Source organism: Paenibacillus sp. B-A-8 (assembly GCF_048572915.1).
Classification (GTDB): domain Bacteria; phylum Bacillota; class Bacilli; order Paenibacillales; family Paenibacillaceae; genus Paenibacillus_AQ.
Genome location: NZ_CP183882.1, coordinates 6,569,847 through 6,582,306 on the forward strand (window position 1 = coordinate 6,569,847; position 12,460 = coordinate 6,582,306).

The following is a 12,460-nucleotide window of genomic DNA, read 5'->3' on the forward strand; positions in this document are numbered from 1 at the left end:
GTATCTTCTGTATTTCCTCCGTTTATCCCAATTTCCTTCACCTCTAATTTAGTTAGGTCGACTAATTATTAAACACTATATTATTTAGGCTACCTAATTATATTTTCGGTGCAACGCTTTGTCAAATTTTGAATACGCTATCAATTATTACGAAAAAGAAAACTCCCAAGCTCAAGGGCAAGGGAGTCCAGTTTCGTATATGTATTACTCTGTATTATAAAAATACTGAATAGATCGTTTCAATCTACCAATTAGCTCCGTGCTCGTAAGTCGTAATACCGCCTTGGCTTCCAGAGCCTACAGGTCCGATAATGATGAAGCTAAACAATGCTAACACACTTGCCATCATCAATAGTGATTTTTTCATGCTGTCTCACCTCCCTTATCAAATTTCTATATCTGGTCTGCTGATCAGTAGTTGCATAATCCCTATTAGTCTCAAATAAGGTTACACAATTAATAAAATCTTTTCCGTTGTTCTGCTTAATAGCTAATTCCAAACACTGAATGATATAATCCACGCCTGTACTGTACTTTTTTCGGGTTATGAGATACATCGCAACTTGATAGTTTAACCGATATACACGATCCACATTATTAGGCTCCTGAAACTCCTCAAATCGCAACATCTCGCGCGAAAAACGTGAAAGCACACTGTCTGCAGAGAACCCATGGCGATTAGCTGCATCCATAATAGTAATAAGACCTACCAAAATTTCACCAGGATGATCAGCCAAAAAAGCTGTATATTCCGGTAAAACAGACACATTCCCCTCTAACATCTCCAGTGTAAAGCTATTAGCAGTTGCAAACAACCGGAAATGCTCTACAGCTTCACGGCCTTCCTCATTCATCATTTCAAACCAGCTCAGATCAGCATAGCCTGCAGTATACTTTTTCGCTGCTTCATATTTACCTTGTTTGGTTAGAGCAGTCGCTTTAAGCAAATATCCATGACCATAATAGACAATGAGCGGACGTTCTGTACGAAGATCTTCAACTCGTCTGCCTTTACTCTTTCGCAGTTGATCACGATACACGGCATTCGCCAGGGTTCTCAGTTCATCAGCAAAGTTCTCCATATCTACCCATCTACGCAAACCGTAGCATAATTGTGATAGCATAAGCAGACCATCCAATTGCATATCCTCAGGAAGACGGCCTCTAAATGGTCCAAAGGTGATCACCGCTCGTAATTTCTCATCTGTATCAACTATCGATTGCATCGATCTAAATATACGAAAATGACTGATCGCCAATCTCTCTGAGTAACTGTCGGACTCATTCTCTGCTACAACTTTATAGAAAAATATAGATTCATTCACTTTTCCTTTATTAAACAATTTATCAGCCACTGAATAAACAATATCCAGCGATTTCGGATATTCCAATAACCTATTTAATGTTTCATCTATGCATTGCTGCTTGCCCAATTCAGCGCAGCGTATTAAAAAAGGCTCCACCCTGCGGCGTGAGACCTTCTCCTCATTGAAGCATTCATCAACGTACAGTGGATACAACCAACCATCCGGAAAACCAAAGGCTTTAATGATTGCATCTATTTGTCCCAGGGACATAGGCTTCGGTGGATTCCCATGCAGGATTGCGCTGAGACTTCCACGATTCAGGCCACAAATTTTTGCGAATGAGGCGAGATTATGGCCGGAGCGGGACAGATTTTTCTCAATTTCTGAGCGTATAGTTGTTAACTTTCCCTCCACTCGGCACCCCCAAAGTTCGACTTGAAAAGATTCTATTAATTGACATTATAGGTGAAAGTTATGGATTGTACAACCAATAGATTGTACGACAAAAAGAGGAGCGTATTTCTCTCCTCTTTATCGGTTGGATCTTCGTAATAGTGTAATTCTATGGATGTATCGAAGTTTAACTTATTGTAATAGCGGCTTTTGAGCTTCTGCCGTAGGGCGTTGCGCCTGACTTGCGACTACGCAAATTCTCCATCATCTTATGTTGTGCCAGCAAAATATAGCTGTCCAATCGCTCGCTTAGCTCTAATACTGCATGGTCACTAAGACTCCGTTGCTCCGCAACTTCCAGCAATTCACATCTAAGGCTCTCTATAGTCACAAACAGTTCATCTTCTCTGTAGTCTCTTCTATAAATATTCTCGGAAGAACCTTGATATAATGTCACAACTCTCTCCTTCTCTCTATCAACTTCTCCACCTATCATAATCCATGATACCAAAAAACATATTTTCAAAAAAAAAGAAAAAAATGCATTGTATCTACAAAATTAAAATCGCTATTTATTCAGAGTGATCCATTGAATCTTAGGGAAGTTCATTCGGGTACTGTTCTCTCAGTAGTCCCTTTGCAAAGGAAATCCATTCACGTGCTGCAAAAGATAAGTAACGGTCTCTACGCCATGCCATAGCAATCTGCCATGGAATTACCGGATCTGTCAAAGGAATGACTACCAATCGCGAACGATCCATGTCACGGCAAATAGTTTCCGGTAATAATGCGATCCCCATTCCCGCGGCTACCATCTTGCTGATTAAGTCCCATTGTGAACTCTCATATATCACCTTCGGCTGAAATCCAGCCTTCACACATTCCGTAATAATCCGATCATGCAGCGTGAAATCCTCTCGAAATAGCACGAACTCCTCTTCTGCCAGCTCACTTAGCGGAACAAGCTCCGCCTCGGCCAGCCGATGTCCCATAGGCAAAATAAGATTCAGCTTCTCTTCAACAAAGGTGAAACAATGAAGTTTGGCTGTATCCACAGGCAACACGACCATTCCAATGTCCAGCAGTCCCGTTTCTACATCTTCCTCCACTTTTTTGGCCCCATCTTCATGGAGACGAATCGTAACCTGTGGATAACGTTTATGAAATTGACCAATCACCGATGGAAAAAAGCTCGCCCCTACCATTGGAGGTAAGCCTATGCGAATGTGACCCTGCTCCAGATTTCGTAAGTTATCCAGTTCGGAAGATAAGCTAGCGAAAGACTCCACGATATTTTGCGCTTTGGTGAACAGAATTTCCCCCGCGTCTGTAAGTCTTATACTTTTTCCTTCTCGGTAAAACAAGTCTGCCTCTAGTTCGGTCTCCATATTCCGGATCATTTTACTGATCGTAGGCTGTGTTATATATAGTGATTCAGCAGCTCTGGTGAAACTTCTCATTCTTGCTGCTTGAACGAAATATTCTAATTGCCGGATATCCATTATTTCGCCTCCTAATCCATAGACAAAAGGAATGTCACTTATTCGATCTATTCATTTTACCTATGAAAACAATTGATGTAAACTTTCATTATCATGAAAGGAGCGAAGCCTTATGAAAAAGATTGTTATAGGCTTGCTGCAGGTAGCGGGACTTACATTATTCTCTTTACTTATCAATGCTGTGACCCCATTATTGCATATCCCTATTCCCGGAAGCATACTCGGAATGATTATATTGTTTCTCCTGCTTGAGTTCGGTGTTATTCGTCTGAATTGGGTAGAAGTTGGCGCTTCTTGGTTACTCGCCGAGCTCCTACTGTTCTTCATTCCATCGGCTATAGGTGTAATGAAATACGCTAATATTCTGGAAACCGATGGATTACGCATTCTTGCCGTTGTCGTCTTGGGCACTTTTGTTGTAATGGCCAGTTCCGGATTACTTACCAGTAGAATTTATAAAGCGAAGGAGCGGAAAGGATCATGTTAAACGCTCTGCTGTTCTTTGGTCTCACGGTCGCGGTATATTTACTCGCGAAACGTATCTATGCTTCTACTGGTAAAGTCTATACCTCTCCATTAATCATCACACCCGTGATTATGATCGTCATCCTGCTCATAACCGGTATTACTTATGACTCTTACAATGCGGGAGGAAAATGGCTGACGGATTTGCTGCAACCGGCAACCATGGCCTTTGCCATCCCTTTGCATAAGAACTTCAAGGTACTCAAAAAGCACGCCGCCGAAATTGCGGCAGGCGTGCTATCAGGGACGATAGTTGCGGTGATTTCTTCCATTCTGCTCGCCAAATGGCTGCATGTTAGCGGCGATCTGGCAGCTAGTCTGGTACCACGTTCGGTAACTACACCGATCGCTATGAGCATCTCGCAAAGTATCGGCGGTGTACCAAGTATTACGGCAGTCTTCGTCATTATTACCGGGATACTTGGCACAATGATGGGCCCTACTGTACTTCGTATCTTCCGCATTGAGAATGAAATTGCGCGCGGTGTATCGCTGGGAACCGCTGCACATGGTACAGGAACATCCAAAGCCTTCGAGCTTAGTTCACTGACCGGAACCATCTCCAGTATTGCGATGATTCTGTCTGCGCTGTTATCTATCGGCGTGGCGCCAGCTTTGCTCGCGATATTCCTCCACTAGGCTAACCCAGCTTGGGCCAAGGGCATGTCTCTTTAGTACATCTAAAGTAGCATGTCCTTTTTCTATGAATTGAACCTTAGAACTTAACAGGCAATCCGCTTTGCGCTGAATCGTAGGCTGCACAGGTGACTTTGAGGGTTTTGTATCCATCCTCATAGTCGCATAAAATGCGCGAGCGATCGCCCGTCCGTACAGCATGTATGAAGGCTTCACTTTCTACTAAATATGGGTTTCCTGTATTCTCAAATTCGGTACTATTGCCGCTTCGCACTTCCAAGAGACGATCCGGGTTCCAGTCCAAAAGTCCCCGATCATTATAGAAGCTAAGACCTACACTTCCCACCTCATCAGGTAAAACGCATGTATTTGAAATATTAGCAATAATTCCATTTTCAAGCTTCAAGGATACGGTGCCTACATCTGCCACGCTCACACCTTCATGCTGCTCATGCATAATCCGGTTTCCGAACATGCCGTAGACTTCCTTTACCTCTCCGGCTAGATAGCGCACCAAATCGACGATATGTGTAGTCTGCTCTGTGAATTGTCCTCCGGATTGCTTCTGATCACGCCACCAAGCTACACCTGGCATGCCGCCCATCCATTGCCCCATAATCATACCGACCTTGTCACCACGCAAAGTTTCTTTCAGACGTTTAATGTTCTCCTGATAGCGAAAATGATAGCCTACCGAGGTTAACAAATTATGTTCTTTGATATCCTGAAGTAGGCTTGCGGGAATTTCAGTAGTCATACTAAGCGGTTTTTCTATAAAAAAGGGAATATCCCTCTTGATTAATGATCGTTCGATCGCACCATGAGATTGTGGAGGCACACAAATATAAACAGCATCGAGCTTCTCCGCATCCAGCATCTCCGTAATATCACCATATCCAGCAGCATCGTATGGACGTGCCATATCTTCGCCTTTAGCCTTACTGCTTCCGCAGACCGCCTGCAAACGGACATCATCCATTTCTGCAAGCAAATCAGCATGTACCTTAGAGAACCAGCCCGTACCCACAATACCCACTTTTAACGTCATTCTTTTTCCTCCTGCCGATTGATTATGAATACCTTTTCATAGATTATACCCTCTTATGAGCGGATAAGATAATCTCTCCATTCTTCGGGAAGCAAATGCATATAAGGACTTTGCAAAAAGCGATCATCTGCAAGCACAATAATGCCTGTGTCCGTCTCGCTGCGAATCAACCTGCCTCCGGCTTGCAATACCTTGCACATTCCTGGGTAGACATAGGCATAATCAAAGCCATTCTTACCTTTGCCATTAAAATACTGACGCAGGAGATTACGCTCAAGACCTAGCTGTGGCAGACCCACACCGACAACCATTACCCCGTTAAGTCGGTCTCCCGGCAGATCCACACCTTCTGAAAAAATCCCTCCTAGTACAGCAAATCCTAACAGTGTCTCGTCATTATCTGGACGAAATGAAACTAAAAAACTTTCTCTAGCCTGCTCACTCATGCCCGTGTCCTGTATCAAAGTCCGTATTTCAGGGTAATTCTCCGTAAAGGCTTGATATACATTTTGCAAATAAAGGTACGATGGAAAAAACACCAGATAATTGCCCTTCTTAGAAACCATTTGGTTCAACGCCCGAGTCAACGGAAGGAGGGACGCTTCCCGGTCATGATAACGTGTCGAGACGGGCAGCACAGTCACCTCCCACTGCTCCTTCTGAAAAGGAGATGAGACGGTTAAACTATAATCTTCCTCCACTGCACCAATCATATCCCGATAATACGATAATGGAGAGAGCGTAGCAGAGAACAGAATCTGACTTCGAAAGCTCTTGGACATTTGCCGGAGCAAATGCGAAGGGTCCAAATTGAATAACTTGATATACACATCACCGCGCCGTACCTCAGCATAGGTTATGTATCGTTCATCGTAAGTTTTAAAGGTGCGAAGCATCCCTTGCACTGAAAAATACGTATCCAGGAGAACATTCTCACCTTCTGCTTCCCCATTCAGAGGAACAATGCTGGTGCTTGGATGTATAAGCTCCTGTTCCGCTTCCAAGGAGAACGTCTCAAGCAAAGCGGGTAACTCCTCCGGGAACGCAGCCCATTGTCCCTGCCCCTCATCATTACATATTTTACGAAGGGAGATGAAAAAGGCATTCACCGATTTAGCTGCAGCACTCAAATTTCCGTTAACACCCTTGTACTGACGCTGGAGCTCTAGAAAAGGCGCCTTCAGCAAAGAGGCGGAGAACATCTCCCTTCCTCGGTCTACCAGATTATGTGCTTCATCTACTAGAAGCACCGTTTCTCTCTTTCTTTCCTCCGTTAGCCGTTTCAGGCTGATCCGAGGATCATATATATAATTGTAATCACAGATCACCGCATCGCAGGCATAGGCTGCATCCAACGAGAACTCAAACGGGCACACTTTATGTTTGTGAGCATACATTGCTATGGTGTCTTTGCTCATCAATGTCTCATGCTCTAGCAAATCCATTACCGCATCGTTAATCCGATCATAATAGCCATCCGTATACGGACAGGAATCGTTGCCGCAAATCCCTTCCTCTCGGAAACAGGCCTTCTCCTTAGCGGTAAGTGTGATGACATGCAGCTGAAGTCCCTGCTTCAGCAGTAGCGAGATTGCTTCCTGCGCGGCAAAACGGGTAACCGTCTTAGCCGTTAAATAGAACAATCCTTTAGCTTGTCCTTCGCCCATTGCTTTTAGGACAGGGAATAAGGTCGACATAGTTTTTCCGATACCAGTGGGCGCCTGAGCGAACAGACTGACCTTTTCCACAATGGATTTGTACACCGCTCCGGCAAAATGCCGTTGACCCTTTCGATAGGAAGGAAACGGAAAACTCAACTCACGAAGGCTCTGCTCCTTTTTTGTATCATGACGAACCATCATCTCGGCATATGGAGCATATCTGGCCACAGTGTCATTAGCGAATGAGGTCAGTTCTTCTAAAGACAACGTTCGGTACAAGCTTTTTTGCTCATCCGTTGCCCGGTGGACATAGGTAAGCTTTACCTGTATAGAGGAATGCTCCTGCTCCAGCGACACCATATATGCGTACATCAGTGCCTGCGCCCAATGTACCTCATGTCCTTCGTCCAGCATATCCAGCAGTCCGGAGGTTGATTTGATTTCTTCTACCGTAAGGCTCCCATCCTCCGAAATAAGCAAACCATCACAGCGCCCATCTACTATATAGAGTAAGCTACCATAAGGGATTTCTGTTCTCAGATAGACCTCCTTGCGGTCGCCTTCTTTATATTGCTTTTGAATCTTCTGATGAATTCGTGTGCCTTCAACCATAGAGGCAGTGCCATGAAATCCAGACTCAATGCTACCGCTGCGGAAGACATACTCAACGAGAGTTCTAACGGATAGAGTGACTGTATGATCCATCAATCCTCACCTCCCTTGATTAGCTATATATTCTTTTTATTGCCAATGTCTATTTTGGTCCTTTAATCGTTATAAAACTCCATGTGATAGCATAAACATGATCTTTCACCCATGTCTATTCAAGTTTACGCGCTCCACAAAGCTTATACTTATATTTTCGTTTTTTGACTTTCTCCAGCTAGCCCTGCATAATAAATTTTATTACTATGGAGTCACTTTGTCTTGACGCTGTTTCGTCCTATTTGGGAAATGGCGTTTTATCATGTAGAAAGAGGGGGAAGCTGTGTCATCCTTTAATATTAAACGTTGGATCATTAAACCTTTTGTGTTTTTCACAATACTTTTTATTCTAAAAGCATTTTTGGCTTGGGGCGTCATTTTTGATGATGTACTGCCTTGGAAGTCATTATTGACAGAAATCCCTTTTGCCTGGGCGCTCTTCTGTATTATTGAGCGGTTCGCATCCAAACGAAAGCTTGGATATTACATGACAGTCAATTTATTAGTAACAGCTATCTTTTTCGCAGCTATCATGTATTTCAAATATTATGGGGTCATTGTAACTTACCATGCGGCGGAGCAGGTGAATCAAGTCACAGCCGTCAGCAACAGCGTATTCTCACTAATGGATCCTTACTACCTGCTGATTTTTACAGATATCATTGTCTTAGGAGGCTATTTCTTCTTTAATAAGAAAGGCCGGGTCTATAAGAAAGAAAATATCAACCGTCGTAACGGAAAAATAAAATATAGTGTTCTATTCGCAGTCTCACTTGGTATATGCTTGTTCAACATTTTGCCTAATAAGGCTAGTATGAACGAAATTAAGAAAGCTCAGGAGATGGGTATTCTTAATTATGAAGCCTATACGATTTTTGCGAAAGAAGAACCGGAGCTTGTGCAATCAAGTGATATTACACAGGATGCCATCAATCAAGTGAAGGGAATTGATACTGCGGCTAGTTCTCCACTTCATGGCATCGCTAAAGGCAAGAATCTAATTATCATTCAATTGGAATCCTTTCAGAACTTTTTGCTTGGCCTTAAGCTAGACGGGCAAGAGATCACACCGAACTTGAACAAGGTGATGAAGGATAGTCTCTACTTCCCTAATTTCTATCAAATGGTTGGTCAAGGGAATACGTCCGATGCGGAGTTCGTAGTGAACACTTCCGCCTACATCCCTCCACGTGGAGCGGCAACCATGTCTTATGTGGATAAGGTGCTTCCAAGTCTGCCGCGCTTGCTTAAAGAGAATGGCTATCAGACTGCAACCTTCCACACCAATGTCGTAGAGTTCTGGAACCGTGGTGAGCTGTATGACTCGCTGGGCTTCGACCATTATTATGATCGTAAGTTTTTCGGTGAAGATGATGTTTTCTTCTTTGGGGCTTCTGATGATACGCTATATAGTAAAACAGCCGACAAGCTAAAAGACATGAATAGCGAGGGTCAACCTTTCTATGCTCAAATCATTTCGATGTCAGCGCATCATCCATTCACGATCCCTGAGGAAAAATACCGCATGAAGCTACCAGAGCGTTATGAAGGCACTTTTGTAGGTGATTATATCCGTTCCCAGAACTATGCAGATGATGCTTTTGGACATTTCGTAGAAAAGCTTGAAGCAAATGGCGTATGGGACAACAGCGTGATCATGATTTATGGTGATCATATGGGATTACCAATTTATTCTCTCGATCATGATGATAAACAATTAATGACTGAAATCTATGGTCATGAATATACCTATGCGGATATGTTAAACATTCCGTTGCTCATTCATGCAGGAGACAATACAGCACCACAGACCTTAGAACAAGTCGGTGGCGAAGTGGATATCATGCCAACTGCTGCCGGTCTTCTTGGAATTTCATTAGAGAACAACCTGGTTTTCGGTCAAGATCTACTCAGTCAGACTTATAATTTGCTACCAGAGCGATATTATTTACCTTCTGGTTCTTTCATCTCCAACTCGGGTCTACTTATTCCGGGTAACAGCTTTGAAGATAATACCCAATATCCTATTTACAATGGAAAAGCACCGACTGCCACTGAGGATGAATACAACCGAGCATTGAGACTTCTACAACTTTCCCATAGCTACATTACGCAGCTGCCAGACAAACCAATTAAACCCTAAGCCATCATAAGATACGTATTACAGAAGAAGGCCACCTTCTCTCCGGAGAAGGCGGCCTTCTTTCTGTATCTATAGAGCCAGAGATTTACCGTTTCTGATCCTCGATCATACGGTAGTATTCCGCAAACTTTTGCAGCTCTTCCGGCTTCAGTATAGATAAATGCTCAGCAAGCAACTGCTTTGAACGGAAATGTCCTTCTTCAAGTATTTGCTGACCTTGCTCGGTGATGGTCACCACAACCGCTCTCCGGTCCGATCCATCCGTCTCACGCTTAATAAAACCCAGCGCTTCCAGGCGATCGAGCATCACAGTAATGGCACTGGATTTGACCTCCATAGACTCCGCCAGTTGTACCACCCGCGACTTTTTCTCTTTCGCTACTATATTTAACAGACCCATTTGAGGTACGGTAAGTCCAAGTTCTTTATGCAATGACATTTGAGACATTATCTTACGCTGTACTCTCCACATGGATAATCCAAGACGCTCTATTAACGGATCTAATTGATGCGGCATCCTTAATTCAACTCCCAATCCGTTTTTAATAACTCAAGCGTACCACTAGAACTGGTTAGGATTCAATGCTTTTGTCTACTAAAGATTTCATAATCACGTTTATTTCCATAATTTTTCCACCAATTTACAATATCCGACACAAAAATACTATATTCTATGTAAGGTTCTAGGCCTAACGATACGCTATAATCGTAGCAGTGAGAGCGATTGTCACCGAAAACATAATTTGTCAAGGTTGGTGCAAAGAATGAAATTGGCAACTAAATTAACTTGGATGATGTTCATCGTGTTACTTCTTGTTGGATCATCCATCGGGTTCTTCGGATACCGTACTGCGTACAAGCAAGTAGACGAAGCTGCAGGTATCGAATTGGTAGGATGCGCCAATATTACAACCGGGCTGATAGACCCATCAGACATTACCGCATTAATTGCAGGAGATCAAAGCAAACTGGAGGCTGTCGAGGACAGGATCGGTTGGATTGTGGCACATAAGGCTATTTTTAAAGAGGCGTTCATTTTATCGCTAGATGGAAAGATCCTCGCCGCAGATTCAAGCTTCAAAGCAAGAGGTTATAAAGCAGGCGACACGTTTTATTTCTCAGATGAAGAGAAGCAAATGATTACTAAGTCTAAGCATTCCGCATACTCCAAGGTTTATACATACGAAGGTACCTCACTCAAGACGGGCTACGGCCCCATCTATCAAGATCATGACCCCTCCAAGCCTATAATCGCTCTAATGGCTATTAACTTCGATGGCCCGTTAATTCAAGAACGGACCCGAGACATCATTGTTCAGCCTTTTATTATCGGGACTTCCATTCTAGTTATTGCTATTGTGGCAGCATATCTCTTAATCCGCCGAATGGTAAGTCCACTAACGAAGCTATCTAGAGGCGTAAATCTTGTTGCACAGGGTGATCTTACTCATGATCCTATTTCATTCAACAGCAAAGATGAGATTGGTACACTAGCTCGAAATTTCAACGGCATGACGCAGAGCTTGCGCATGCTCATTACCGAAGTTAATGAAACCTCCATGCAGGTGGCGTCTTCATCCGAAGAGCTCTCTGCCAGTGCACAGGAAACTAACCGTGCTGGTGAGTACAGTGTCAACGTTTCGATTGAACTTGCCGATGGAGCTAATACACAATTGCAAAATTTGGAGGGTGGATATAAGTCTGTACAAGACTTGTCACACTTCATTACAGAGATTGCAGGAAATGCTGATAACGCAATGAATAATGCTACCAGTAACGCCGAAAAGGCTCGTACAGGTCGAGAAGCAATGGATTCTACTACACAACAGATGAGCATCGTCAGTGACAGCATCACTGATTTAGCTGTCATTATTGAAACCTTGGGCGGCTACTCCAAGGAAATTGAGAATATTGTGGGCACGATTGCGAGCATCGCAGAAGAAACCAACCTGCTGTCGCTGAATGCAGCCATTGAAGCTGCAAGAGCCGGAGAAGAGGGAAGAGGCTTTGCGGTAGTTGCACAATCCGTACGCAAGCTTGCCGAGCGATCCGCCCAATCAGCTGCTCAAATCGGACAACTCGTAAGCATCATCGTAAATCAGATGGACCAAGCAGGAGAAACTATGAAGCGCTCTACAGAAGAGATGGATCAAGGCCGGGAATTAATCGTAACAGCAGGTCAATCCTTCTCCGAGATTGAGATGTCTGTCTCTGGTATGGCTTCACAAAGTCAGCAGATCTCCGGAACAGTCCGCGAGCTAGCCTCCATCTCCGATGGTCTCGTTACTACTCTACAGAATATTGTAGACGTCGCTAATCAGACAGCAAGCGGTGCGGAAACCTTATCCGCATCCTCACAAGAGCAGCTCGCAGCAATGGAAGAAGTGGAATCGGCTGCTGGTTTCTTGTCTTCGTTAGCGGAGAAGCTGCAGATTCTTATCGAACGTTTCAAAGTATAATCTTTATTCATGTAAGTTCTTAACCTTAAAGGGGCTAGCGACCAAGCAGAGAAATTCTACTTGGTCGCTAGCCCCTCTTCT

Annotated in this window: 11 protein-coding genes; 4 read left to right on the plus strand and 7 right to left on the minus strand. The window is 43.7% G+C overall.

Translation table 11 applies throughout. The annotated features are described in order from the left end of the window. Positions 1-244: 244 nt before the first annotated feature. From ACN6MV_RS29665 to cidR, 4 genes are all read right to left on the minus strand, one after another. Complete coding sequence (locus tag ACN6MV_RS29665; RefSeq protein ID WP_269321974.1) at positions 245-367, minus strand: hypothetical protein; 123 nt, start codon at positions 365-367, stop codon at positions 245-247. Next, complete coding sequence (locus tag ACN6MV_RS29670) at positions 321-1,721, minus strand: DNA-binding protein (RefSeq protein WP_076120238.1); 1,401 nt, start codon at positions 1,719-1,721, stop codon at positions 321-323. Before ACN6MV_RS29670 ends, ACN6MV_RS29665 begins: the two co-directional genes overlap by 47 nt. Positions 1,722-1,887: 166 nt before the next feature. Beyond that, positions 1,888-2,157 carry an aspartyl-phosphate phosphatase Spo0E family protein gene (locus ACN6MV_RS29675; protein ID WP_042131433.1) on the minus strand — a complete coding sequence of 90 codons (270 nt, stop codon included), beginning with the start codon at positions 2,155-2,157 and terminating at the stop codon, positions 1,888-1,890. Positions 2,158-2,296: 139 nt separating this feature from the next. Then, entirely contained in the window at positions 2,297-3,202 is a 906-nt protein-coding gene (cidR, locus tag ACN6MV_RS29680; RefSeq protein WP_042131434.1) for a cidABC operon transcriptional activator CidR, read from the minus strand. A 112-nt stretch (positions 3,203-3,314) separates the two neighbouring features. On the opposite strand from cidR, the gene ACN6MV_RS29685 reads away from it, so the two are divergent. Both ACN6MV_RS29685 and ACN6MV_RS29690 read left to right on the plus strand, forming a co-directional pair. Then, positions 3,315-3,689: a CidA/LrgA family protein gene (locus tag ACN6MV_RS29685; RefSeq protein ID WP_042131435.1), complete on the plus strand. Its 375-nt coding sequence runs from the start codon at positions 3,315-3,317 to the stop codon at positions 3,687-3,689. After that, positions 3,683-4,366, plus strand: a complete 684-nt coding sequence (locus ACN6MV_RS29690; RefSeq protein WP_042131436.1) for a CidB/LrgB family autolysis modulator — start codon at positions 3,683-3,685, stop codon at positions 4,364-4,366. Before ACN6MV_RS29685 ends, ACN6MV_RS29690 begins: the two co-directional genes overlap by 7 nt. 76 nt (positions 4,367-4,442) lie before the next feature. Here ACN6MV_RS29690 and ACN6MV_RS29695 read toward each other — a convergent pair whose 3' ends face one another. Further along, positions 4,443-5,411, minus strand: a complete 969-nt coding sequence (locus ACN6MV_RS29695) for a Gfo/Idh/MocA family protein (RefSeq protein WP_042131437.1) — start codon at positions 5,409-5,411, stop codon at positions 4,443-4,445. A gap of 53 nt (positions 5,412-5,464) precedes the next feature. Continuing rightward, positions 5,465-7,777, minus strand: coding sequence for a helicase C-terminal domain-containing protein (locus ACN6MV_RS29700; RefSeq protein ID WP_419885395.1), 2,313 nt, complete (start codon positions 7,775-7,777; stop codon positions 5,465-5,467). Between the two features lie 283 nt (positions 7,778-8,060). On the opposite strand from ACN6MV_RS29700, the gene ACN6MV_RS29705 reads away from it, so the two are divergent. Further along, positions 8,061-9,920 carry an LTA synthase family protein gene (locus ACN6MV_RS29705; RefSeq protein ID WP_419885396.1) on the plus strand — a complete coding sequence of 620 codons (1,860 nt, stop codon included), beginning with the start codon at positions 8,061-8,063 and terminating at the stop codon, positions 9,918-9,920. A gap of 85 nt (positions 9,921-10,005) precedes the next feature. Here the strand turns inward: ACN6MV_RS29705 and ACN6MV_RS29710 are convergent, their stop codons facing one another. Continuing rightward, positions 10,006-10,437: a MarR family winged helix-turn-helix transcriptional regulator gene (locus ACN6MV_RS29710; protein ID WP_081389929.1), complete on the minus strand. Its 432-nt coding sequence runs from the start codon at positions 10,435-10,437 to the stop codon at positions 10,006-10,008. Between the two features lie 247 nt (positions 10,438-10,684). On the opposite strand from ACN6MV_RS29710, the gene ACN6MV_RS29715 reads away from it, so the two are divergent. Next, a complete protein-coding gene (locus ACN6MV_RS29715) occupies positions 10,685-12,379 on the plus strand; it encodes a methyl-accepting chemotaxis protein (protein ID WP_419885397.1) in 1,695 nt (564 codons plus the stop codon). The last annotated feature ends 81 nt before the right edge of the window (positions 12,380-12,460 follow it).

Coding starts and splice junctions, on each gene's coding strand:
- ACN6MV_RS29695 (WP_042131437.1), bottom strand. CDS start 5,411: ATGACGTTAAAAGTGGGTATTGTGGGTACGGGCTGGTTCTCTAAGGTA.
- ACN6MV_RS29690 (WP_042131436.1), top strand. CDS start 3,683: ATGTTAAACGCTCTGCTGTTCTTTGGTCTCACGGTCGCGGTATATTTA.
- ACN6MV_RS29710 (WP_081389929.1), bottom strand. CDS start 10,437: ATGCCGCATCAATTAGATCCGTTAATAGAGCGTCTTGGATTATCCATG.
- cidR (WP_042131434.1), bottom strand. CDS start 3,202: ATGGATATCCGGCAATTAGAATATTTCGTTCAAGCAGCAAGAATGAGA.
- ACN6MV_RS29685 (WP_042131435.1), top strand. CDS start 3,315: ATGAAAAAGATTGTTATAGGCTTGCTGCAGGTAGCGGGACTTACATTA.
- ACN6MV_RS29665 (WP_269321974.1), bottom strand. CDS start 367: ATGAAAAAATCACTATTGATGATGGCAAGTGTGTTAGCATTGTTTAGC.
- ACN6MV_RS29715 (WP_419885397.1), top strand. CDS start 10,685: ATGAAATTGGCAACTAAATTAACTTGGATGATGTTCATCGTGTTACTT.
- ACN6MV_RS29700 (WP_419885395.1), bottom strand. CDS start 7,777: ATGGATCATACAGTCACTCTATCCGTTAGAACTCTCGTTGAGTATGTC.